The organism is Acinetobacter sp. M5A5_2a (genome assembly GCF_053345265.1).
Genome location: NZ_JBKEZV010000008.1, coordinates 105,361 through 130,155, shown reverse-complemented (window position 1 = coordinate 130,155; position 24,795 = coordinate 105,361). Strand labels below are relative to the sequence as shown.

The following is a 24,795-nucleotide window of genomic DNA, read 5'->3' as shown; positions in this document are numbered from 1 at the left end:
TTTCCTGATTAGACGTTTATTTTTAAGGATATTTTCTTTGAGATAAAGAGAGGCAATGTAAATATGATGGGAATATTAAAATAATTATAAGAATAAGCCGACAAATTTGTCGGCTTATTTATCAAAATCAAAGATTATTTCAAGAAACGTTTGTAGCCAACATTATTCGTAATTTCTGCATACGGATAGCTAATCTGCTCAAGAGTTTCAATTAACCCATCAGGATTTTGTTTCGCATCGGTCGCTTGTAAACCGACTAATACACGTCCTTCTGCTGCACCATGATTACGATAATGGAATAGCGTAATATTATGGGTTGGGCCTAAACGAGTTAAGAAGGTTAAGAGGGCGCCTGGACGTTCAGGGAACTCAACGCGAAACAATCTTTCATCATCCAGATTTGCATGACCGCCAATTAAATAACGAATATGTAGTTTGGCAACTTCATCATCAGATAGATCATCTACCACATAATTTTGTTGTTTTAATTGTTCTAAAATTTCATGGCGCTCAGCGTCACCACCTTTTAAGCTAATACCAACAAAGACTTGCGCTTCTTCTGTATTGTTTGCTCGGTAGTTAAACTCGGTAATATTACGGCCTTGTAAAGCGCGACAGAAGCCTAGGAATGCACCTTTTTCTTCTGGTAGTGTCACCGCATAAATGGCTTCACGCTGTTCGCCTAACTCGGTACGTTCAGCAATATAACGTAGACGGTCAAAGTTCATGTTGGCGCCACATACAATCGACACAATGTTTTTATTGCTGATTTTATGTTCGGTAATATATTTTTTGATACCAGCGAGGGCCATTGCGCCAGATGGTTCAACAATGCTGCGGTTTTCATCAAAGGTATCTTTTATTGCTGCGCAAATTTCATCTGTGTTTACAGTTACAATATCAGGGTCAACAATTGGACCAGAATTATCAGACTTACGCAGACGAATAATATCAAATGGTAAAGCACCAATTTGTGCAACAGCAGTACCATCTGCAAACAAGCCTACATGTGGCAAGATTACGCGCTCATTTGCTTCTAAGGCTGCTTTTAAGCACGCAGATTCTTCATATTCAACGCCAATAATTTTCACGTGAGGTGCAACTTCACCAAGGTAAGCCGCTACGCCTGAAATAAGGCCACCACCACCTACAGCAACAAACACATATTCTACATCACGCCATTGACGTAAGATTTCATTTGCAATAGTACCTTGACCAGCAATGACAAGTTCATCGTCATAAGGTGGAATAAATACAAGGCCTTCAACTTCGGCACGTTGTTGAGCATATTTATTTGCTATATCAAAACTATCGCCATGTAACACAACTTGACCACCCAAGCGTTTAACTGCTTGAACTTTAATGTCCGGAGTCGTGCTTGGCATGACAATAATCGCTGGAATTCCTAAACGTTGACCTGATAATGCTACGCCTTGAGCATGGTTACCAGCAGATGCACAAATTACCCCACGTTCGAGTTGTTCTTTAGGTAATTGGCTAATACGGTTATAGGCACCGCGTAATTTAAAAGAAAAAACAGGTTGTAAATCTTCACGTTTAAAACGAATAATATTATTTAATTTTTGACTAATTCGTGGAGCTGCTTCGAGAGGTGTTTCAATTGCAACATCATAAACCGTTGCTTGTAAAATTTGTCGTACCACACGAGACAGCATGTTCATCTTCCCTATAACAGTTTAAAATAGGAAGTTATTGTAGCAAACCCCTGTGCATTTGCGCCGATTATTGGTGCATAAATGTCAAAAAATAGTTGAGTGATGTCATGAGTCTATACGCAACCCAAGATGAAAAGAAACAAGCTGCTGCGAAAGCTGCTTTAAAACACTTACCCAAAGGTGGCATTTTGGGGGTGGGGACTGGAAGTACAGTAAACTTTCTAATTGATTTATTGCCTGAATTACAGTTAGAAGCTGCTGTGGCAAGTTCTCAGGCAACTGCTGATCGCCTTAAAAAATTAGGCATTGAAGTTGTAGATATGAACCATGTAGGTGGTTTAGATGCCTATGTTGATGGTGCAGATGAGATTGACCGTCATATGCATATGATTAAAGGCGGTGGTGCTGCATTAACACGTGAAAAAATTGTAGCTTCAATTGCTAAGAAATTTGTTTGTATTGTTGATGATTCAAAGTGGGTTGATCAACTTGGCCGTGATTTTCCACTCCCAGTAGAAGTTATTCCAATGGCCCGTTCGGCAGTTGCTCGTAAACTAGTGGCTTTAGGTGGTGATCCGGTTTATCGCGAAGGCGTCGTAACAGATAACGGTAATGTGATTTTGGATGTATTTAATCTTAATATTTTAAATGCGATTGATGTAGAAAAAACCATTAATAACATTCCAGGTGTTGTGACTAATGGTATTTTCGCTTTAAACCCAGCAACGATTGCAATTGTTGCAACAAATAATGGTATTGAAGAGCGTACAGCACAGTAATGTCTGCAAAAATGCCAGAAATTAAAATCGTTCGACACGTAAGAGCAAGAAAATTGCGCTTACGTGTTGAGCCAGCTTCAATATGCCTGACAGTTCCTTTGTTTTGTAGTAAGAATCAAATTCAACTTTTTTTAGCACAATCTGAGCAATGGTTGATCGAAACGTGGAATAAGCAACAACACGTTCAATCTAATTCGCTTGAGATTCCTTCAGAAATTTATTTTTTTAATAAAGAGCAACCATTTCAAGTTATTGTTCAAAAGCAACATCGTGTTTTCCAATTTGATTGGGAAAATAACTGTCTATTTATTAAAGATACGCAGCCATATTTGGCGTTGCAAAGTGCAGTTATTGCTTTTGCAAAACAAGAATTACCAAAGCTTTTAAACGATTTAAGTGAGCAAACTCGTCTAAATTACAGCGAATGTTCAATTCGCCGTCCCAAAACTCGTTGGGGAAGCTGTAGTAGTCAGCATAATATTATGCTGCATGCAGGTTTGGTGCTCATGCCATATGAGATTGCTCGATATGTCGCTATTCATGAGTTAGCTCATACTAAACATTTTGATCATAGCCCTGCATTTTGGGCAGAAGTTGAAAAATACGATCCATATTTTCAAAGACACCGCAGACAACTTAAATCAAATCCATTGCCTGCATGGTGGTATGTTTCAAATTAACTAAAACTACATTCTAATTGTGGTGTTTGTAAGTTATCTGGTGCTTTTCGGCTATCTAGACCCGCTTTGGCACTCACGATTTTATTTGCTTTAATCGATAATTGTATAAAGTTGTATTGCTGCGTTGAGTTATTTGGTTCGGCTGAACTTGAGTTGAGTAAATAACTTGAGCTTGCAGCATCTGTTTGCAATAAATTATCTGTACTATCCGCACTTAAAGCAGAGCGATAAGTCTGTGATCCTTTAATAAGTTCGATTTGACCATTCGCACGGAAATTAAGCTGACAACCTGTTGAGGTGTCTTCATAGTGACCTACTAAATAGTCTGTAGCTGGTAGTTTGGGGTCGGAAAGATTAATGCTAGTCAAACCTTGTTTACAAGGATATATAGAACCGTTACAGGTTGCTGTAATACCGCTAAAACCTACAGCACGACGATAATCACCAGCCCCCTCTATACGGAAAAAGTCAGTCGTATTTCCGGAAGGTACGACCCCTGAATATAGTTTCTTTTTCAGTAAGTCATAGCCTATTTGATCTAAACTTTGGGTATCTGCCAATTTTAAAGTAGCGGTTCTTAAATTGGTTGCAAAAGAATCGCGTGTTGTTTTTTGATTGGCTGCGATATCTAACAGTGTATTTTTAACCGGATCAATATTATCTGGAGCAGGCGTGAAAATAGGGGTGAATGTCGTTTGATCGCCGTGAAGTTTTTTCCCATCTAAAAAGCCATCTTTTAAATCTGTTGCCAAACTTTTAATGAGTTCTTGGTATGTAGTTAATCCGCTATGAAAAGTTGACCAATATTGTAAGTAGCCAAAGCTAAGATAGCTATCTACATACGTACTAGGCTGTTTAGTGGAGTATTGCAACAAAGTTAGAACTGTGAGGGTATTGACTGGACTTAAACTTGGAATGTCGGCATCTTTGAACGCATTAAGAAGAGATCTATAAACGTCTTGAGAAGCTAAATCCACATGCAATTGCTCAATGCGTGTTGGGTCAATCGTCTCTTGAGGAAGTTGTCCTGAACGTATAACAGCGCGTTGGTAAATCGCTTCACTACTTGGGCTGATGAATAGGGTTCTGCCACTTACACTGTTTGGTGTAATAAACGCATGATAAACGCCAGAGAAATTTTGGTATGTTGAAGTAATTGGATCAAATACTTGAGATGAATTTTGAGTCGTAATTTCTACACGATATAAACGACTTAATTTAGCGGTAGGAATTTTGACATTAAAGCTGTTTAAACTTGCAATTGAAGTATCTACCAAAACAGAGTTAGTGGTGTTGTCATATACTTTTAGTTGGATATTACGCATTTCTACAGGAGATTTAAGAGTAACATCAGTCGTTGCCTCCGGAGTAGGATCAACGGGTGTTGGAGTGCTTGGTGAGTTGCCACTACTACTGCCTCCACCTCCGCAACCTACAAGTAGTGCACTTAAAATTAATGTGCTCAAGCCAAGGTAAGTGTGTAATTTTGTTTCTTTTGATTGATGAAGCATCCTAGCTCTCCAATTAAATCTGGTATTTATTTGCTGATATTTGTTTAGTTATGACAGTTCAATAAGTTCTATCTAATTGTCGCTAAAATTAAAAAAATTAAAATTACCAAGCATGAAATGGTTTTGTAAGCTTGGACATCCTGTCATACTACTGCGCAAGTATAGATTCAAAAATTGAGGTAATGCACGTGATTTCTGTCGGAATTGTTGGTGGGACGGGTTATACAGGCGTTGAACTATTACGTATTTTATTACGACATCCTAAAGCGCAGGTTCGAGTTCTTACTTCACGTACAGAAGCGGGCAAACCAGTTACAAATATGTTCCCTAATTTACGTGGACATACTGATCTTCAATTTTCAGATTTAAATATTGATGATTTAAAAAAGTGTGATGTTGTATTTTTTGCGACTCCTCATGGTGTTGCTATGCAGCATGCAAAAGAATTGATTGCAGCTGGTACTAAAGTTATTGATTTGGCTGCTGATTTTCGTTTACAAAATCTTGAGCAGTTTAAGAAATGGTATGGCATGGAACATGCTTGCCCAGACATTCTGGAAAACTCAGTATATGGTTTGGCTGAATTAAACCGCGAAAAAATTAAACAGGCGCAAGTGATTGGTAACCCTGGTTGCTACCCGACTACCGTTCAATTGGGTTTGGCTCCACTTTTGAAATCAGCACAAGCATTGATTGAAACAAAAAATATTATTATTGATGCGAAGTCTGGCGTTTCAGGAGCAGGCCGTAAAGCAAGCTTAGGCATGATCTATAGCGAAAATGCTGATAACTTCAAGGCTTATGGGGTTGCAGGGCACCGTCACCATCCAGAAATTGTTGAAGCATTAGAAAATATTTCTGGGCAAAAAGGTGGTTTTGATGGGCTCTTGTTTGTTCCTCATTTAGTTCCAATGATTCGCGGTATGCTCAGCACAATTTATGTCGATTTGACAGAAACTGGAAAACAAACTGATATTCAGGCATTGTATGAGCAATTTTACGCAAATGAAAAATTTGTTGATGTGATGCCTGCTAACAGTTCGCCTGAAACACGTAGTGTGCGCGGTGCGAATGAGCTTCGTATTGCTTTATATAAGCCGCAGCCGAATAAACTTATTATTCTTGCGGTACAAGATAACCTTGTGAAGGGTGCATCTGGTCAAGCTGTACAAAATATGAACCTTATGTTCGGCTTTGATGAAGATGAAGGCTTACAAGGGATTGGTTTATTACCATAAAAAACTCTTTTTTGCTTCACACACATTTAAATTTCGATTTAAATGTGTGTCTTGACTCTGATCTTAAACACTGAGATGACGATGCAAAACTCTGGACAGACGACTTCGGCAGAAAGTTCGTTGCAAAAGAAAAAATTTTTAAATACCAATAAACCTTTGTTTATTGGTGCGGCTATTTTAATGAGTGGCTGTCTTGCGCTCGGCTATACAATTGGGCACCGTCAAGGTCTAACTGTTGTAGGTTACGATGCAGATGCAGAGCAATTGGTTGAAGTGGTGCAAAAGCAAAAAACAGCTTTAGATGCAGTTAATAAAAGCCTCAACGCTGCAGTACAAGAGCGTGATGTTGCTGTAACAAATGCAAATGATCTGTTTGAAGCCCTTAACCAGGCCAATGCTGATAAAACGCAGCAAGAAGGTATGAGTAATATCTACCGTGATATCTTGAGGCAGCGCGGTGGTCTAAGCTTGACCATTCAAAATTTGGCGATCAAACCTCTGCCTGAAAATGCTTATGAATATCAGTTAGATTTAGTGCAGGTGAGCCCAAGCAAGCGCCGTGCTTCAGGATCGATTGAGATAAGACTCATTAAAGATACAGAAGTTTTGGTTGTGCCACTTGAAGCTAAAAACTTTAACTTTACTGACTTTGAGCGTTTAACAGGTCGTTGGACTATGCCTAAAGGTTTTACGCCTCAATTTATTGAGGTACGTTTAACAGGCGTTTCTGATACACCAGTTATTAAACGTTTTAGTTGGCAGCGCGGTAAACCTGTCGAAACATCTTCTGCTTTCGTGGCAGAAATTCCTCAAGCTGAAGCAAATTCACAATAGTAACATCCTATGCGAACAAATAAGCGTCAAACAAACTTAAAAGATATCAAGGCTTCTTTTCAGCAGTCTGGTTATGTCGATTGGCACTTCCATCCACGCTTAAGTGATTCGCAAAACGAAGATCATGACGGAGAGGTTGTTGTACAAACAGCACCTCCTGAACTCAAGCGTCCGCCGTTATATGCAGTCGTCTTAATGAATGACGATTACACGCCAATGGACTTTGTAATTGAAATTTTACAACAATACTTTGCAATGAATCTTGACCAAGCAACTCAAGTAATGCTAACAGTACACTATGAAGGTAAAGGTATTGCTGGGGTATATCCAAGAGACATCGCGGAAACCAAAGCAAACCTTGTTAATAATTACGCTCGATCGCAAGGTCATCCATTACTTTGCCAGATTGAGCCTAAAGCATAAGGGGGTTACATGCTCAGTCGTCAATTAGAAGTATCATTACGTTTGGCTGTTAGCATGGCTCGTCAAAAGAGACATGAGTTTCTTACAGTTGAACACTTATTATTAGCACTACTCGACAACGATTCGGCCGTGAATGCATTAAAAGCATGTGGGGCTGATATAGTTTCTTTACGTAAAGAATTAGAAGAATATGTAGAACAACATACTCCTAAGCTTGGCGAAAATAGCGAGCAGGCGCCTCATCCAACAGAAAGTTTTGACCGCATTTTGCAACGTGCTATTTTCCATGTGCAATCAAGTGGCGGCGATCGTACTGTTGAAGGTGCGGATGTTTTGGTCGCAATGTATTCAGAGCGTGATTCTTTTGCTGTGTATTTGCTTAAACGTCATCAAATCAATCGATTGACATTGACTCAATACTTGTCTCATGGGACACGTAAAGATGAAGTGCAAGTTGAAGAAGAAGTTGAAGATATTGAGGGTGAAACGAGTACGGGCAATGCAGGGCCATTAGAGCTTTATACGCTGAACTTAAATGTTGAAGCGCAAAAAGGCAAAACTGATCCACTTATTGGTCGTGAAAAAGAAATTGAGCGTACAGCACAAATTCTGTGCCGCCGTCGCAAAAATAATCCATTACTGGTAGGTGATCCGGGCGTTGGTAAAACCTCGATTGCTGAAGGTTTGGCATGGTTAATTGTGAATGGTAAGGCGCCTAAACCTTTGAGTCAGGCTGAAGTCTATAGCTTAGATATTGGTGCATTAGTTGCTGGGACCAAATATCGGGGTGACTTTGAAAAACGTTTAAAACAATTGCTTAATGCTTTGAAGAAAAATCCAAATGCGATTTTATTCATTGATGAAATTCACATGATCATTGGCGCGGGCTCGAGTATGGGCAGCACAATGGATGCTTCGAATCTCATCAAACCAGCTTTGGCAAATGGTACTTTACGTTGTATCGGTTCAACGACGTTCCAAGAATATCGTCAGGTTTTTGAAAAAGACCATGCGTTATCACGTCGTTTCCAAAAAATTGATGTCAATGAGCCAAGTATTTCTGAAACAATTGATATTTTGCGTGGCTTAAAATCTAAATTTGAAGATTTTCACCACGTACAATATGACGATAAAGCATTGGTATCAGCTGTAGAGCTTTCTGCTAAATTCATTAATGATCGTTTCTTGCCAGATAAGGCAATTGATGTGATTGACGAAGCTGGTGCTCAGCGTCGTTTGAAGGCTGAAAGTGATGATAGTTTGATTACGGTAGAGAATATCGAAGATATCGTTTCCAAGATCGCTCGTATTCCACCAAAAACTGTTTCTAAAGATGATAAGTCAGTGCTTGAAAATCTTGAGCGTGATTTAAAACGTGTTGTGTTTGGTCAGGATGAGGCGATTACCGCTTTAGGCTCAGCGATCAAGTTATCTCGTGCTGGATTGAAATCACCAGATAAGCCAGTAGGTAGTTTTGTTTTTGCTGGCCCAACAGGTGTGGGTAAAACTGAAGTCACTAAACAACTGGCGAAGTTGTTAGGTGTGGAGCTGGTGCGTTTCGATATGTCTGAATATATGGAACGTCATGCAGTTTCACGTTTGATTGGTGCACCTCCGGGTTATGTGGGTTATGACCAAGGTGGGCTGTTAACTGATGCGATCCATAAGAACCCGCACTGTGTTTTATTGCTAGATGAAATTGAGAAAGCACATCCAGATGTGTTTAATCTATTGCTACAAATCATGGATCATGGTGCTTTAACGGATAACAACGGACGTAAGTCAGACTTTAGAAACGTTATTATTGTCCTGACTACGAATGTGGGAGCAGAGAGTATTTCTCGCGCGAGTATTGGTTTTACTGAACAAGATCATAGTTCTGATAACCAAGAAGCAATGAAACGTGCTTTCTCACCAGAGTTCCGTAACCGTCTAGATAGTGTTATTCAATTCAAGTCATTACCAACAACTGTTATTGAGTCTGTGGTTGATAAATTCTTGACAGAGTTACAAGCTCAACTGGATGACAAACAAGTTGTACTTGATGTCGATCAAAGTGCTCGTGATTGGTTGGCAACAAATGGTTATGACCGCTTGATGGGTGCACGTCCAATGCAACGCCTCATTCAAGAACACTTGAAGAAACCATTAGCTGAAATGATTTTGTTTGGTGAACTGGCAGATCATGGTGGTAATGTGGCTGTATCAGTGAAAAATGAAGATGGCAAAGCTGTTGGCTTAAAACTTGAAGTGTTTGAAGATCATCATACGGCAGAACCAGCATAACTCATGTTAATTGATAGTCTTGCTATAACCCGAATACTGAGTGTATTCGGGTTATTTATTATTTCAGCAATTGCTGAAATTCTGGGTTGCTATTTCCCTTATCTGATTTTAAGAGAAGGCAAGTCGGCTTGGCTGTGGTTACCTACAGTTTTAAGTTTGGCTGTCTTTGTATGGCTATTGACCTTACATCCAGCGGCTTCAGGGCGCATTTATGCTGCATATGGCGGTATTTATATTTTTACTGCGTTAATGTGGCTGCGCTTTGTTGATCAAGTCGGATTAACAAGATGGGATATATTAGGTGGTCTAATCGTGCTTTGTGGAGCTGGCTTAATTATTTTGCAACCTCAAGGGCTGATTCGTTAAGACAATGAGTGAATCAAATCTTAAGCGTGAAAATAAGAGGTTTTTTTCAAAAAAAAGACTTGTCAAAGCCCTCAACAATGCGTATTTTAGATCTAAGGAACATATTTTTATATTTGAGATAAAGATGTTAAATCTATCTGTGAACACTAACGCATATTATTATTTTTGGCAATTTAGATAGTTGCCTGAGCGTATTCGGGCATGAGAAAGTTGCCCATCACAGTTAATACCTGATCGGCAACCCCGATCAGGTTTTTTTATGCTTTATCTTTTTAAATCGAGGAACTTAAAATGAACAACATGACTTATTCATACTTTAGCAACTTTTATTGGTTTTACTTTTGCTTACCGTTACCAACGAATAGATCCAAAACGCTCAAATAAATGATCGGACTGAATAGATTGCAGTCCCAAGGAAAAACCAATGAATGCCCTAAATACTTTATTAACACAAAGCAATACAAAAGAAACTCCAGTTAGTTTACCTGTCCAGTTAAAAGCAAAATATCCGCTTGCACACGGTTTCGTGCGTCAAATTGCCGAACACCGTCAAACTATTCAAAATATTCTTATCGGCAAAGATCATCGGTTAATGGTAATTACAGGGCCTTGTTCCATTCATGATCCGGTTGCAGTACTTGAATACGCTGAAAAATTGCAAAAACTACAAGAAAAAGTAAAAGATCAGATTTTTATCGTGATGCGTGCATACATTGAAAAACCACGTACAACTGTGGGTTGGAAGGGTTTCATGTATGATCCAAATTTAGATGGTTCATCAAATTTACAACTTGGCTTAGAAAAGTCTCGCGAACTTTACCTGCAAATTATTGAAAAGGGTTTGCCAATTGCGAGTGAAATTTTAAGTCCAATGGCAACTGGTTATTTTGATGATTTATTGGCTTGGGGTGCAATTGGTGCTCGCACAAGTGAATCTCAGATTCACCGCGAAATCTCAAGCCACATGCCATACAGTATTGGTTTCAAGAATGGTACTGATGGCTCAATTCAGATTGCATTAGATGCAATTCAGTCAGCACAAAATGAACATCAATTTCTAGGGATGAATCAGCAAGGTTTACCTTCAGTGATTCAAAGTGCTGGCAATCCATTGCCACACTTGATTTTGCGTGGAGCGAATCATGGACCAAATTATGATTTAGCTTCAATTCAGGCAATACGAGAAAAACACAAACAAAATCTTCCTGCATTAGTGATTGACTGTAGTCATGGTAATAGCAGTAAAGATCCGTTACGTCAGCCAGAAGTTTTACAGCAAATCGTTGCTGAACGTTTAAAAACACAAGTAAAAGGTGTCATGATTGAAAGTCATTTGGTTGATGGTAGCCAAAAGATTTCTTGTGATATGACTTATGGGCAGTCAGTAACTGATGGTTGCTTGGGATGGGAAAAAACCGAGCAACTTTTGTTAAGTGTTTCTGAGCAATTAAAAGTGAAAGAGTTAGCTCATTCTGCTTAATGATTTACACATTTAAAAAGGGATCTACGAATAGATCCCTTTATTTTTTAAGAAGCATGTTTTAATTCCGATAAGAATGTTGTGATTTCATGCCCAAATTTTTTCGGCTCGGTCAATAAAGGTGTATGGCCTGAGCGCTCAAAATATATTGCTTTTGCATGCTCGACACTCTGTGCAATAAGTGTCTGCCCAGTTTCTGGATAAAGCGTCGAATTACGACCAATAAAGAAAGTGGTTGGGCACTCTAATTGCTGGATAGCTTCACGATAATCTTCATTGTGATAAAGATAATTTTCCACATACCAAAATAAATAATCTAAACGCTGAATAGGTAATAAATATTTTTGTAGAAACGGTTGTTTTAGCGCTGTTTTAAAAACTAAAGGGCTAAATGGATTACTACTTTGTAAATCAATAAAATCTACCCAAAGGCGAACCAATTCCTGTCGATCTGGAAGTGATAATTCATAAAGATATTTGGCATTTTTGTGCTTTGATAACAATTGATAGATATCATTTAGTAATTGTTTGAACTGAGTATGGTGAGAACCAAATAAACCATATTCCCATGTTGAATCGACAGATATTTTGGGTGTTTGGTCGATATGTAAATATGCTTTTAGTTGCTGTGCGAGATGAGCATGTTTCATACCATGCATGGCCGTCGTGGCGCCCATTGAATAACCCATCAAGATAAAATTATCGAGTTTTAATTGTTCTATTAAATGAGCAACGTCTTGCCAATGACTTGATATTGCATCTTGCTCAGGGATTGCACAATTTTTTGAACCACCAAACCCACGCCAATCTGGAATAATAAACTCATAATCTTTACGGTTTGCATAGATAAAAGGTAGCCATTGCCAACTTTGCATACCAAGACCAGATAAAACCAAAACTGGTTCACCACGACCAACACGACGTACAAATAAATTTTCCCGATCGGGCATGGTGTAATATGGCATGGCTATTCTCCGGATACGCTATCTTGGGCGAAGCGTTTTAATTGAGGGATGACTTGTTCCAACCATTTGATCCATTCACTTTCCATCGTAATTCCAAGTTCTAAGATCATTTTATGGATGTATAACACACGGTCATTTAGATCATTGCTGTCTTTAAAATCTTTATCATAAATACTTTGATAAAGTTTAAGCTTTTCCTGATGTAGACCAAGGTGTCGTAACAGTTCAGGTAATATCTGATTATTGCTCAATTGTGCTTCAGCACGCAATCTAACCATCAAGTCATCACGAAGCTGCGCAGGTTCACTTTGTTGTGTCATCCATGAAGCTAGCTCAATACGTCCCAGTTGTTCAACTTGATAAGTCTTTTTTCGACTATTTTCCATTTCATTTTCTAACGTTGAAACCCAACCTTTTTTGAGCATGTGGTTGAGTTCACGATAAATTTGCTGATGGGTGGCATTCCAGAAAAAACCGATTGAACGATCAAAGCGGCGGGCAAGTTCGAACCCTGTGCTTGGTCGTTCAAGCAAGCTGGTCAATAAAACATGAGGAAGTGACATAGCAATCCGGTTTGTAAGCAAAAGTAAAGTGTGACTGATGAGATTATGCAACATGTTGCATAAAAGTCAAAATTTGATTATAAATTAATGCAACAAGTTGCATTAGCAAGCTAATTGCTAGCCAAAGGAGAAAATATGTCAGCTTATCCACATTTATTAAAGCCACTTGATTTAGGCTTTACTACTTTAAAAAACCGTGTGCTTATGGGGTCTATGCATATTGGGTTAGAAGAAGCACCGCAGGGATATGAGCGCATGGCAGCATTTTATGCTGAGCGCGCAAAAGGTGATGTTGGATTGATCGTAACTGGCGGTGTTTCTCCAAATGATGATGGTGTTGTATTTAGCCACGGTACCAAGCTCGATACAGTTGAAGAAGCTGAGAAACATAAAGTGATTACCCAAGCTGTGCATGAAGCTGGCGGTAAAATCGCTATGCAGATTTTACATACTGGGCGTTATTCTTATCAGGCAAATAACGTTGCACCTTCAGCAATTCAAGCACCAATTAACCCGATTAAGCCTAAAGCTTTAAGTTCTGCCGAAGTACAACAGACCATTGATGATTTTGCAAACTGCGCCAAACTTGCTCAGTATGCAGGTTATGATGGTGTAGAAATCATGGGCTCTGAAGGTTATTTAATTAATGAGTTTATTGCTGCACGTACTAACCATCGTGATGATGAGTGGGGTGGTAGTTACGAAAATCGTATTCGTTTCCCCATTGAAATTGTAAAACGTACGCGTGCTTTGGTTGGTGAAAATTTTATTATTATTTATCGTCTATCGATGCTTGATTTAGTGGAAGGTGGTTCAAGTTTTGATGAAGTGATTCAGCTTGCAAAAGAAATTGAAAAAGCAGGCGCAACAATTATTAATACAGGGATTGGTTGGCATGAAGCACGTATTCCAACCATTGCAACCAAAGTACCTCGTGCTGCGTTTACGTGGGTCACTGAAAAACTCAAAGGTGAAGTCTCTATTCCTTTGATTACGTCCAACCGAATTAATACCCCAGAAATGGCTGAGCACGTGTTGGCTTCGGGTCATGCTGATATGGTGTCAATGGCACGTCCAATGCTAGCCGATGCTGAGTTTGTTTTAAAAGCAAGCCAAGGTCGTAGCGATGAAATTAATACATGTATTGGGTGTAACCAAGCGTGTTTAGATCATATTTTTTCAATGAAAATCGCAACGTGTTTAGTGAATCCTCGCGCATGTTATGAAACTGAACTTATCTTTAAAGAAGCACAGATTCAAAAGAATATTGCTGTTATTGGTGCGGGTCCGGCAGGTTTAAGTTTTGCAGTATATGCAGCTGATCGCGGGCATAAAGTCAAAGTTTTTGAGGCAAGTCATCAAATTGGTGGTCAGTTTAATATTGCAAAGACTGTTCCTGGAAAAGAAGAGTTTTATGAAACCTTACGCTACTTTGGCCGTCAAATTGAATTGCGACCAAATATTGAGCTTGTATTAAATCATAAAGCAACTTATGAAGAGTTGAGCCAAGCAAATTTTGATGAAATTGTAGTTGCAACAGGTGTAACTCCTCGTCAATTACAATTTGAAGGCATTGATCATCCTAAAGTACTGAGCTACTTACAAGTTCTAAGAGAACGTGTGCCTGTGGGGCAGCGTGTAGCGATTATTGGGGCGGGTGGTATTGGTTTTGATACGGCGGAATATCTTACTCACGAAGGTGAAAGTGGCAGCTTAAACCCAGAAAAGTTCTATGCTGAATGGGGAATTGATACTCAATATGAGCATGTTGGCGGGTTAAAACAGCCAAAAGTTGAAGATTCGGAACGAGAAATTTATTTACTGCAACGTAAAGCTGCTGCTGTAGGGGCTGGTTTAGGTAAAACTACTGGCTGGATTCACCGTACAGGCCTGAAAAATCGTCAAGTCAAAATGCTTGGTGGGGTTCAATACGACAAAGTTGATGATCAAGGTCTTCATATAACAGTAGATGGAAAACCGAGTGTACTTGAAGTTGATCATGTGGTGATTTGTGCTGGTCAAGAATCCTTTACAGCAATGTATGAACAATTAAAAGAAGACGGAAAAAATGTTCATTTAATTGGTGGAGCTAAAGAAGCCGGTGAATTAGATGCAAAACGAGCTATACGACAAGGTGCTGAATTAGCAGCGACACTATAAATCTATATGGGCATTTCTTTGAAAAGGAAATGCCCATAATTTCATTAAGTAAGCTAAAGGAAAAAATAATAATGGCACTTGAAACAACAAAACATTCTTTAGAAAAATGGCATCACATGATTCAGGCAGGTAACTTGTCCGATCTAAATGATTTACTGGCAGATGAAGTCGTTTTCCGTTCTCCTGTTGCTCATAAACCTTATGAAGGAAGGCAAGTCGTTTTCTTCATTCTGAGCAATGTTATTCAGGTATTCCAAGACTTTACTTATCATCGTGAGTTTTATACGGAAGATGGCGAAAATGTGGTACTTGAGTTCAGTGCAAATGTAAGTGGGAAGTCATTAAAAGGTATTGATATGATACGTTTTAATGAGCAAGGCAAAATTATTGATTTTGAGGTAATGATTCGTCCAATGAGTGGATTAGCTGCGCTGGCTGAACAAATGGGTATAAGAATTGCCAAGTTTCAACCTCAATGATTTTTAGCAAATAGCCTAAGTAATATTATTGAGGTCATTAGAATGTGGTTAAAACTTTCAACATTAGTCTTATTGCCTGTATTATTTATACAAGGCGCAAAGGTTCGTAAGAATACACCACGTCTATTAGAGGCCATTGGCGAGCGTGAAGGTCTATGCGGAGATGGAAGACCTTTGTCATTGCTTATTTTAGGTGATTCTGCAGCGGCAGGCGTTGGAGTTGAAACACAAAAAGATGCTTTATCTGGTGCAATTATTTCTGAGTTGCAAGATGAGTATTCTTTATGCTGGAAACTTCATGCAAAAACAGGCGATACAACCAAGCAGGTTTTTCAAGCTCTACAGCATTTAGAGCAACAAAATTATGATGTTGTAGTCACATCTATTGGTGTTAATGATGTGACAAAACTAACCTCAGCAAATCTATGGTTAAAACAACAAAAGCAATTGTTTCAACAAATACAGACGCGTTTTCAACCTAAACTCATTATCGTATCTGGCGTGCCGCCAATGCAACATTTTCCAGCTTTGCCGAATCCATTGGCTTGGTTATTTGGAAAATATGCGGAGCAAATGAATCAGGCATTATATAAATGGTTAGAATCACAAAACCAATTTAGATTCATTCAATATGATATTGAAAGTTTTCAAGCGATGAATTTGCCTATGGCAAGTGATGGTTTTCATCCAAGCAAAGAAATTTATGCAATTTGGGGGCAGCAGGTTGCAGCATTAGTGCGGCAATCATTTAACTCATAATCAGAGGTCGTGATTGGATATGGGCATATCTACTTTAAATAAAATTAAAGCTTTCGGTTCAGAATTGTTTGATTCGGTACTAGGTGCTGAACAGCCAAAAGTCTATTATGACCCGCAAGGGAAAATTAAAGATGTTTTGGATAAATTGCCCCAACTTAAGCAAAAATATCGTCCTACGCCATGGTTAAGTAATAATCATGTTCATCTTTTATATTTCGATATTATTAGAAAAAAAACCATCAAGCTTGAATATGACCGTATTGATCAGCTCACCATGAAAGATGGCGGTGTAACTGCAATCGCATGGTATGGCTATAATCTTCCAAAATCTACTCCTACAGTTGTCATTATGCATACCATTACAGGAACACCTGAAAGTATGCGTGAACTGGTGAAAGATTTACATCAATATACTGGGTGGAGAATAGCGCTTTGCTTACGCCGTGGGCATGCTGGTTTACCTATGCCTGTACCACAGATTTCTCTTTTTGGATCAACAAGTGATCTTAAAGAGCAGCTTACGCATATTCAAAATTTGTTTCCTGAATCAGATTTGTATGCAGTGGGTTCTTCGGCAGGCACTGGCTTACTCGTTCGTTATTTGGGAGAGCAAGGCACTGACACACCATTTAAAGCTGCTTTTGCAATGTGTCCAGGCTATAACACTGAGATTGGTTTTAAAAATGTTCATCCGTTCTATAGCAAAATGATGACCAAAAAGTTATTCAAATATTTTATTCACCCTTATCAAAGTACTTGGAACAAGATTCCTTCTTTAGAAAAAGTTCTAGCGACGACTAGTCTGGAAGAGTTTGAAAAAGAATACTTTGAAATGGCTGGCTTTCAGGATTATCAAAGTTATTGTCAGGCAATTAATCCAATTTATGTATTTGAAAATGTCAAAATTCCATTAATGATTCTTAATGCTGAAGATGATCCGGTATGTTCTATTAAAAATTTAGAGCCTTATAAAGAAACTATTCAGCAAATGAGTAATATTGCAGTTGTAACCACTAAAAAGGGAAGTCATTGTGGCTTTTATGAGGGTTGGAAAAGTACCTCTTGGGCTGCCAAATTAATGTCGAATTATTTTATGGTTAATCATAAACAATGACGGTGTTGCTGTAATAAATTAAATAAAGCCCATCTATTGAATGGGCTTTATGATTTTATCAGCTCAAGATAAAAGCAATTTTGGATCTTTCAGTCCAATTTTGATTTTGGTACTAGCAACGAGGTCTTTTTCATCTGTTTGGTTAGGGTGGAAATCAAAGCGATAATAGTCAAAAAATTTAGGGATCAATGCTCTATATTGTTTATTAGCAAAACTAAAGAAATTACGCCAAGAGTTAAAGTTTAGAAGTTGGCGATCTCGTTTCATAAGAACGAATTGATAAATTGTTGAGAAGCCTGTAATTAAAAATAGACTTAAAGTAAAGACAGTAATGCGAGGGAGATAGGCGCTCAGCCCACTTCCATATAAGTGTTTATAAAGATCAAAGGCGACAGCTTTATGTTCGGTTTCTTCAATGCTGTGCCATAACCATAAATTACGGATCGTTGAGTCTGTCATCAGTTCATTAACAGATTGCATCATGCTAACTACAAGTACCGCTGTATAGTGCTCTAAGCCAACTGTTACGAGCAAATTCCATTTTTTACTAAAAACTTTTTCAATACTTTTTAAAACGATACCAGTTGCTTTTTCCAAAGACTCGGGATCAAGGCCATGTTGCTGGGCGCTGATATGAAAGGCATGATGCTCTTTTGAATGCATTGCTTCTTGACCAATAAATGCGCTGATTTCGCGATCTAGAATTTCATTTGATTTTGCTTTGGCACGTAAGGCTCGAACTGAACGAACAAAATATGATTCACCCTCAGGGAACAATGTAGATAAGCCCGTAAAATAGTGGGTAAGAGAGGGTTCGTTATTGCACCAGTAACGAGGTGTATTTTCAAAATTGTAGTCCATACGACGGACTGGAAATGAGGCAGGTGCACGGTTTGATACAGTAGTCATTTTAAGCTCCAATCTTCTTTTAATTGAGGTTCCAAAAAGGAACTTGTTAAAAAACTACATCTCAGTGTGAGTAACGTCAATGCTTTTTCAAGGGGAATAAGTAGATTGTCCTAAATTGATATCTAGGAAAACTTTAAAGACAAATTAGAAAGAGAAAGGTAGAACTGATTATTGAATTGATAATTTTAATAATATTTTAAAAGCCCAAATCAACTGTTCAATTTGGGCATATTCATAGGGGAACTTAGTTTTTAAGCGCTGGTGTAGCAGCAGCAATTGCAGCGGCAACAGCATCATCTTCAGTTTGAGATGGTTCTGCTGGCTTAGCTGGTTTTGACTGAGCTTTTTCAGGCTTCGGTTCTGCTTTTGGCTCAGGTTTAGGTTCTGGCTTAGGCTTCGGCTCTGCTTTAGGTTGTTCAGAAACAGTTGTTTGTGAATTTTGCTCAGAATGGGCAGGGCGAGTTTCACGGCGAATTTCAGTTGTGGTATTCGCTGTTTCTTCGTGATGAACTTCAACTTGCGTTGGTTCCTGCGTTTGAGCTTCTTCAGTTTTAACGCTTTCTAAAGACTCAAATTTTGCAGGTTCAGCAGGCTTAGGTTCTGAAACAGCAGTTTCAACCTTTTCTTGCTCTTCTTCTGGTGTTTCTTTTTTGACACATGCGGTTAACAATAGTCCAGCTGCAATTGCAGCACAGATTAAAAGTTTTTTATTTGCCATTGTCCTAAACAACATTTAATTGAGGAGCTGGCATTATAACAGTAAAAGAGAATGAAAAAATCATGTGAGATGGACCTAATTTTTTATTAAAAATGCTGATAGAATAACCAGTTGTTTAATGATCTTTGAATTGATGCGGTTTGACTTTGCTTTATAGGGGCAGAGTAAAGTAAAATTGCCCAACATTGTAGGCCGATTTCGGCTTGATTGTACGAGAAACTTAATGACCCATTTTATTTTTGTTACTGGTGGTGTGGTTTCATCGCTAGGTAAAGGTATTTCTGCTGCTTCAGTTGCTGCACTTTTGGAAGCCCGTGGCTTAAAAGTCACAATGGTTAAAATGGATCCTTACATTAATGTCGATCCGGGGACAATGAGTCCTTTCCAACATGGTGAAGTTTTTGTCACAGAGGATGGTGCCGAAACTGATCTAGACTTGGGTTATTACGAACGTTTCTTACGTCGTGCGAAAATGACCAAACTGAATAATTTTACCAGTGGCCGTGTATATCAAGATGTTCTAAATAAAGAACGTCGTGGTGACTACTTAGGTGGTACGGTTCAAGTTATTCCACATATTACTGACAACATTAAAGAACGCGTACTTCGCGCAGGTGAAGGTTACGACGTTGCAATCGTTGAGATTGGTGGTACGGTTGGTGATATCGAATCACTTCCATTTATGGAATCAGTCCGTCAGTTAATGGTTGAGCTTGGTCATAAACGTACCATGCTGATGCATTTAACTTTGTTGCCATATATCAAATCTGCGGCTGAGTTAAAAACCAAACCAACTCAACATTCAGTGAAAGAGTTACTTTCAATTGGTATTCAGCCAGATATCTTAATCTGCCGTACTGAATATGATGTAGATGTTGATACTAAACGTAAAATTGCATTGTTCACTAACGTGGAAGCGCGTGCCGTTGTGGTATGTAAAGATGCGAAAACGATTTATCAAATTCCACGTACATTCTATGAACAAAACGTTGATGACCTCATTTGTGAACGTTTTGGGTTTAATGATCTTCCAGAAGCAAATCTAGAAGATTGGGACAATGTAGTCGAAGCATTACTTAACCCAGAATACACTTTACGTGTAGCTATGGTTGGTAAATATGTTGAATTACCAGATGCTTATAAATCTGTGAATGAAGCATTGTTACATGCAGGCATCAAAAACCGTGTGAAAGTACAGATTGATTATGTCAATGCTGAAGAACTTGAAAGCCAAGACGTTTCTATTTTGCAAACAGCTGACGCAATTTTAGTCCCAGGCGGCTTTGGTGAGCGTGGTACTGAAGGCAAAATGAAAGCTATTCAATATGCACGTGAAAACAAAATTCCATTCTTGGGCATTTGTTTGGGTATGCAATTGGCTGTAATTGAATATGCACGTCATGTTGCAGCTATGCCAGAAGCATCTTCTACAGAGTTTAACCGTTCTACAAAGTATCCATTGATTGGTTTAATTACCGAATGGTTAGATGAGCGCGGCGAGTTACAACAACGCAGCGTAGAGTCTGACTTAGGTGGAACTATGCGTTTAGGTGCACAAAAATCTGAATTGGTTGAAGGCACAAAAACACGTGAAGTCTACGGTAAAGCAGAAATCACTGAGCGTCATCGTCACCGTTATGAAATGAATAACCGTTTCATTGAGTCGATTGAACAAGCTGGTATGAAGATTTCAGGCTATTCTTCGGCACAACATTTGGTTGAAACAGTAGAAATTCCTGAACATCCTTGGTTTATTGCTGTACAATTCCACCCGGAATTTACAAGTTCACCACGTGATGGACATCCATTATTTGCTAGTTTTATTGACGCTGCGAAAACACAGCATCAAAAAAGTAAATAATGCGATTTTAAATAAACTGGGAAAGTTTAAATGTCACAATTAAAACCACAAGAAGTTGTACGTTTAGGCGATATACAAATGGCAAATCATTTGCCATTTGTATTATTTGGCGGAATGAACGTACTTGAATCAAAAGATTTAGCTTTCGAAATTGCAGAAACTTATGTTGATATTTGCAAACGCTTAGATATTCCTTATGTATTTAAAGCGAGTTTCGATAAAGCAAATCGTTCTAGTCTGCATTCGTTCCGCGGTCCTGGACTTGAAAAAGGTATTGAATGGTTAGGCGATATTAAAAAACATTTTAATGTGCCTATCATTACTGATGTTCATGAACCACACCAAGCTGAAGCAGTTGCAGAAGTAGCTGATATTATTCAGTTACCGGCTTTCTTAAGTCGCCAAACTGATCTTGTTGAAGCGATGGCAAAAACACAAGCTATTATTAATATTAAGAAAGCTCAGTTTTTGGCACCTCATGAAATGCGTCATATCCTAAATAAATGTTTAGAAGCAGGAAACGATAAACTTATTCTTTGTGAACGTGGTTCAGCATTTGGTTATAACAACCTTGTTGTAGACATGCTTGGCTTTGACATAATGAAAGAAATGAATGTTCCTGTTTTCTTCGATGTAACACATGCGTTGCAAACTCCTGGTGGTCGTGCTGACTCGGCAGGTGGTCGTCGTGCTCAAATTACAACTTTAGCACGCGCTGGAATGGCAACAGGCTTGGCTGGATTGTTCTTGGAAGGTCATCCAGACCCAGAACATGCAAAATGCGATGGACCTTGTGCGTTACGTATGTCACAGCTTGAGCCATTCTTGGCACAAATAAAAGAATTGGATACTTTGGTTAAAGGATTCAAAAAGTTAGACACCCATTGAGTTTTTACTCATTTACGCTGCTTTAATCGCAGCTCATATTCATTCAACAGAGGAATTGTTCATGAGCCAAATCGTTGACATCCGTGCACGTGAAATTTTGGACTCTCGTGGTAACCCAACCATCGAAGCAGACGTAATTTTAGAATCTGGGGTTGTTGGTCGTGCATGTGCACCATCTGGTGCTTCAACTGGTTCTCGTGAAGCTCTAGAACTACGTGACGGTGATAAATCGCGTTACTTAGGTAAAGGTGTTAAAACTGCGGTTAACAACGTAAACACGATTATCCGTGACGCTTTAGTGGGCAAATCAGTATTTGAACAAAAAGACATCGATAATACGATGATCGAACTTGATGGTACTGAAAACAAAGAAAAGTTGGGTGCAAATGCAACTTTGGCTGTGTCATTAGCTGCTGCACGTGCTGCTGCTGATGAAAAGAAAATTCCTCTTTTCCAATACATCGCTGACTTACGTGGTCAAAAGATTTTGACTATGCCTGTACCAATGATGAACATCATCAATGGTGGTTCACATGCAGACAACAACGTTGATATTCAAGAGTTTATGATTGAGCCAGTAGGCTTCACTTCATTTGCTGAAGCATTACGTGCAGGTGCTGAAATCTTCCATTCACTAAAATCAGTTTTAAACAAAAAAGGTTTAAACACTGCTGTTGGTGATGAAGGTGGTTTTGCACCAAACTTGCGTTCAAACGAAGAAGCAATCACTGTTATTCTTGAAGCTATTGGTCAAACTGGTTACAAAGCTGGTTCTGACATTATGTTGGCGCTTGACTGTGCATCTTCAGAATTCTACAAAAATGGTCAATATGTTCTTGCGGGTGAAGGTAATAAAGCATTCACAAGCAACCAGTTCTCTGACTATTTAGCAGGCCTTGTAAACCAATATCCAATTATCTCAATTGAAGATGGTTTAGATGAATCAGATTGGGAAGGTTGGTCTTACTTGACATCTATCCTTGGTGACAAAATCCAATTGGTTGGTGATGACCTGTTCGTTACAAACCCTAAGATTTTACAACGTGGTATTAATGAGAAAGTAGGTAACTCTATCTTAATCAAATACAACCAAATTGGTACCTTGACTGAAACTCTAGATGCAATTTACCTTGCTAAAGAAAATGGTTATACAACTGTAATTTCTCACCGTTCTGGTGAAACTGAAGATTCAACTATTGCTGACTTAGCAGTAGGTACAGCGGCTGGTCAAATTAAGACTGGTTCACTTTGCCGTTCTGACCGTGTTTCTAAGTACAACCAATTACTTCGTATTGAAGAGTTGACTAAAGCTGCTTACCGCGGTAAAGCTGAGTTTAAAGGTTTAAACTAATCTTTAAATAAAAAGTTAAAATTAGTTTTTTAACATTTTAAGGCGCTATTTCTCTCTTTTAATAGGAAATAGCGCCTTTTTAATTTATAAAAATAAATTAATTTTTCATTTTCTATTACTTCTTTTATTGCATCTCGAAAATACAAAATTCTATCTATTAGATCCTTTTTAGAAAAACCTAATATCTGACACTTATAATACTCAATTCTTTTATTATCCTAGACGACGGGTTTTTAAAGACTTAGCCCAACTATGGTGTTTGCAACGAGAACACTCTTGATCGAGTGTATTTAGAATTTTAGTTTCACCGCATTTCATACATGAATAAAAGCTATCGATTTTAAGTATGTTAGCTTTGCAATAAGCATCAGGGAATAGTGGTAATCCCCATTTTACTTCTTCATCTTCATAGTACAGTAAGCTAAGGATACCGTCAGACTCCAATAAAGCTGTTCTCACTTGGCCTAAATGCTCAACATTTTGTTGGCGCATCTCTGAGAAAAACTCATCATGTGAATATGATTGTTTCTGGAAATCTTTGTAGACTAAAAGTCCATCTTTGACCACGCAAAGTGCTTTTCCTTCTAATAGATCTTCAATTTTCTTATGCTTCACCATGGCCCAAGTTACTAGGCGATAGAGAAAAAGAATAACGATAAATACGATAAAAGCATGGGCAATAGGTAAGTCCTTGGTAAACATTGGATCACCAGCAGCCGAGCCTAAACATAAAATAATTGCGAGTTCAAAAAGGGAAAGTTGGCGAACACCACGCTTACCTGATAGTCTTAAAAAACTAATAATAATGATAAACATGAGGAAGCATCGAACCAAAATTTCCAAAATAAAGGTCCATGTGGTGTCACCTATGAAAATATTAAAAAAATCCATTTTTTCTCCTTTTAATAGGTGGATGAAGTCTTTATAAAATTTTTAGCAAATTAAAAATAGAAAAAATATACTTTTTAAGTAGTTATTGGTTAAAAATTCGAACTCTCTGTGATTCTGTATAAATTTCATTTTCAAACTATGCATTAGAATAAACATATAGCGTGGGTTTTAATTGTAGATAAATAGCAAGACAGAATGATTGTTGAAGTTGTCGAATAGGATGAAAGTAGTATTTATTTTAATTTTAAATATCTTTTTCTATATTGGCTAGGAATTACGGCACTTCGTTTTTACAATATCTAATATTAATAGATATATTTTAATATTTTTGGATTTTATGAGGAATTTTATATCATGAGAAAACAATATCATTTTAGAAAAATTGAAAATGATACTTATATTTGGGATGTAGATAATTTAGTAGAATTAACTAGAGATTTTAAAGTAAAAGAAATTTTACTTTCCGAAATAAAAGAATTAAATGAACCATATTGGTATCCAGATTCTCATCCTACTACTCAAGATATTATTAATCATATGCTACTAATTCAAGAAGCAGATTTGTCTTATCCAATAATAATATGTTCACAGGGTAGAATAATGGATGGTATGCATAGGGTGGGAAAAGCAAAAATTTTAGGTAAGGATAAAATATGTGCTGTACAATTTGATAAGGATCCCCAGCCAGATTATATCAATGTGGATGAAAATGATCTTATCTATGATGATTAATTATGGAAAATTTATTTAGCTACGGATGATACAGAGGATTTTGCTTATACTGTTTTATTTTTAATCTCAATTATTTTAGGTTCTATTAAAAGCAAGCTAAAATTTTGAGGAGGATGGTGGCTTATAACATCC

General features: G+C 38.1%; 23 protein-coding genes. 16 read left to right on the top strand and 7 right to left on the bottom strand.

Features of this window, described 5'->3' with window-relative positions; all coding sequences use genetic code 11:
- Nucleotides 1-134: 134 nt before the first annotated feature.
- Nucleotides 135-1,682 (bottom strand): threonine ammonia-lyase, biosynthetic, encoded by a 1,548-nt coding sequence (gene ilvA, locus ACLBWE_RS11150; RefSeq protein ID WP_170834049.1) that lies wholly within the window; start codon nt 1,680-1,682, stop codon nt 135-137.
- 101 nt (nt 1,683-1,783) lie between these two features.
- Between ilvA and rpiA the strand changes: the two genes are divergently transcribed.
- Entirely contained in the window at nt 1,784-2,455 is a 672-nt protein-coding gene (gene rpiA, locus ACLBWE_RS11145; RefSeq protein WP_003652085.1) for a ribose-5-phosphate isomerase RpiA, read from the top strand.
- Nucleotides 2,455-3,135: a YgjP family zinc-dependent metalloprotease gene (locus ACLBWE_RS11140; protein ID WP_447602891.1), complete on the top strand. Its 681-nt coding sequence runs from the start codon at nt 2,455-2,457 to the stop codon at nt 3,133-3,135. The genes rpiA and ACLBWE_RS11140 overlap by 1 nt, the downstream gene beginning before the upstream one ends.
- Here the strand turns inward: ACLBWE_RS11140 and ACLBWE_RS11135 are convergent.
- On the bottom strand, nt 3,132-4,646 hold the full coding sequence (locus tag ACLBWE_RS11135; protein ID WP_447602889.1) for a hypothetical protein: 1,515 nt from the start codon (nt 4,644-4,646) through the stop codon (nt 3,132-3,134). The genes ACLBWE_RS11140 and ACLBWE_RS11135 overlap by 4 nt on opposite strands.
- A gap of 182 nt (nt 4,647-4,828) precedes the next feature.
- On the opposite strand from ACLBWE_RS11135, the gene argC reads away from it, so the two are divergent.
- From argC to ACLBWE_RS11105, 6 genes are all read left to right on the top strand, one after another.
- Nucleotides 4,829-5,884, top strand: coding sequence for an N-acetyl-gamma-glutamyl-phosphate reductase (gene argC, locus ACLBWE_RS11130; protein WP_447602887.1), 1,056 nt, complete (start codon nt 4,829-4,831; stop codon nt 5,882-5,884).
- A gap of 75 nt (nt 5,885-5,959) precedes the next feature.
- Entirely contained in the window at nt 5,960-6,718 is a 759-nt protein-coding gene (locus ACLBWE_RS11125) for a DUF6776 family protein (protein WP_092707111.1), read from the top strand.
- 9 nt (nt 6,719-6,727) lie between these two features.
- Nucleotides 6,728-7,141, top strand: a complete 414-nt coding sequence (clpS, locus tag ACLBWE_RS11120) for an ATP-dependent Clp protease adapter ClpS (RefSeq protein ID WP_002121129.1) — start codon at nt 6,728-6,730, stop codon at nt 7,139-7,141.
- Between the two features lie 9 nt (nt 7,142-7,150).
- Complete coding sequence (clpA, locus tag ACLBWE_RS11115) at nt 7,151-9,427, top strand: ATP-dependent Clp protease ATP-binding subunit ClpA (protein ID WP_003652076.1); 2,277 nt, start codon at nt 7,151-7,153, stop codon at nt 9,425-9,427.
- Between the two features lie 3 nt (nt 9,428-9,430).
- Nucleotides 9,431-9,793: a YnfA family protein gene (locus tag ACLBWE_RS11110; protein ID WP_080027241.1), complete on the top strand. Its 363-nt coding sequence runs from the start codon at nt 9,431-9,433 to the stop codon at nt 9,791-9,793.
- Nucleotides 9,794-10,217: 424 nt separating this feature from the next.
- A complete protein-coding gene (locus tag ACLBWE_RS11105; RefSeq protein ID WP_092707113.1) occupies nt 10,218-11,273 on the top strand; it encodes a 3-deoxy-7-phosphoheptulonate synthase in 1,056 nt (351 codons plus the stop codon).
- Nucleotides 11,274-11,320: 47 nt separating this feature from the next.
- Here the strand turns inward: ACLBWE_RS11105 and ACLBWE_RS11100 are convergent, their stop codons facing one another.
- Nucleotides 11,321-12,238, bottom strand: a complete 918-nt coding sequence (locus ACLBWE_RS11100; RefSeq protein WP_004643050.1) for an alpha/beta fold hydrolase — start codon at nt 12,236-12,238, stop codon at nt 11,321-11,323.
- Between the two features lie 2 nt (nt 12,239-12,240).
- The gene (locus ACLBWE_RS11095; RefSeq protein ID WP_042896087.1) at nt 12,241-12,801 is read right to left on the bottom strand and encodes a PadR family transcriptional regulator; all 561 of its coding nucleotides are present in this window, start codon (nt 12,799-12,801) and stop codon (nt 12,241-12,243) included.
- Between the two features lie 135 nt (nt 12,802-12,936).
- Between ACLBWE_RS11095 and ACLBWE_RS11090 the strand changes: the two genes are divergently transcribed.
- The 4 genes from ACLBWE_RS11090 (at nt 12,937) to ACLBWE_RS11075 (ending at nt 17,313) form a co-directional block, all read left to right on the top strand.
- A complete protein-coding gene (locus ACLBWE_RS11090; protein WP_092707115.1) occupies nt 12,937-14,961 on the top strand; it encodes an NADPH-dependent 2,4-dienoyl-CoA reductase in 2,025 nt (674 codons plus the stop codon).
- A 71-nt stretch (nt 14,962-15,032) separates the two neighbouring features.
- On the top strand, nt 15,033-15,440 hold the full coding sequence (locus tag ACLBWE_RS11085; protein WP_447602882.1) for a nuclear transport factor 2 family protein: 408 nt from the start codon (nt 15,033-15,035) through the stop codon (nt 15,438-15,440).
- A gap of 42 nt (nt 15,441-15,482) precedes the next feature.
- Nucleotides 15,483-16,199, top strand: coding sequence for an SGNH/GDSL hydrolase family protein (locus tag ACLBWE_RS11080; protein ID WP_447602880.1), 717 nt, complete (start codon nt 15,483-15,485; stop codon nt 16,197-16,199).
- Nucleotides 16,200-16,218: 19 nt separating this feature from the next.
- On the top strand, nt 16,219-17,313 hold the full coding sequence (locus tag ACLBWE_RS11075) for an alpha/beta fold hydrolase (RefSeq protein ID WP_447602878.1): 1,095 nt from the start codon (nt 16,219-16,221) through the stop codon (nt 17,311-17,313).
- Between the two features lie 63 nt (nt 17,314-17,376).
- Here the strand turns inward: ACLBWE_RS11075 and ACLBWE_RS11070 are convergent, their stop codons facing one another.
- Nucleotides 17,377-18,222, bottom strand: coding sequence for a metal-dependent hydrolase (locus tag ACLBWE_RS11070; protein ID WP_447602876.1), 846 nt, complete (start codon nt 18,220-18,222; stop codon nt 17,377-17,379).
- Between the two features lie 244 nt (nt 18,223-18,466).
- A complete protein-coding gene (locus ACLBWE_RS11065) occupies nt 18,467-18,940 on the bottom strand; it encodes a hypothetical protein (protein WP_013197658.1) in 474 nt (157 codons plus the stop codon).
- Nucleotides 18,941-19,163: 223 nt separating this feature from the next.
- Between ACLBWE_RS11065 and ACLBWE_RS11060 the strand changes: the two genes are divergently transcribed.
- The 3 genes from ACLBWE_RS11060 to eno all read left to right on the top strand — a co-directional run bounded on the left by ACLBWE_RS11060 (nt 19,164) and on the right by eno (nt 23,040).
- Complete coding sequence (locus ACLBWE_RS11060) at nt 19,164-20,801, top strand: CTP synthase (RefSeq protein ID WP_004643040.1); 1,638 nt, start codon at nt 19,164-19,166, stop codon at nt 20,799-20,801.
- A 30-nt stretch (nt 20,802-20,831) separates the two neighbouring features.
- Nucleotides 20,832-21,689, top strand: a complete 858-nt coding sequence (gene kdsA / locus ACLBWE_RS11055) for a 3-deoxy-8-phosphooctulonate synthase (protein WP_003652054.1) — start codon at nt 20,832-20,834, stop codon at nt 21,687-21,689.
- 61 nt (nt 21,690-21,750) lie between these two features.
- Entirely contained in the window at nt 21,751-23,040 is a 1,290-nt protein-coding gene (eno, locus tag ACLBWE_RS11050; protein ID WP_056480502.1) for a phosphopyruvate hydratase, read from the top strand.
- A gap of 213 nt (nt 23,041-23,253) precedes the next feature.
- Here the strand turns inward: eno and ACLBWE_RS11045 are convergent, their stop codons facing one another.
- Complete coding sequence (locus tag ACLBWE_RS11045) at nt 23,254-23,931, bottom strand: DUF421 domain-containing protein (RefSeq protein ID WP_447602872.1); 678 nt, start codon at nt 23,929-23,931, stop codon at nt 23,254-23,256.
- A gap of 354 nt (nt 23,932-24,285) precedes the next feature.
- Here ACLBWE_RS11045 and ACLBWE_RS11040 point away from each other — a divergent pair, with 354 nt between their 5' ends.
- Nucleotides 24,286-24,663: a hypothetical protein gene (locus ACLBWE_RS11040; RefSeq protein WP_045431246.1), complete on the top strand. Its 378-nt coding sequence runs from the start codon at nt 24,286-24,288 to the stop codon at nt 24,661-24,663.
- Nucleotides 24,664-24,795: the final 132 nt, after the last annotated feature.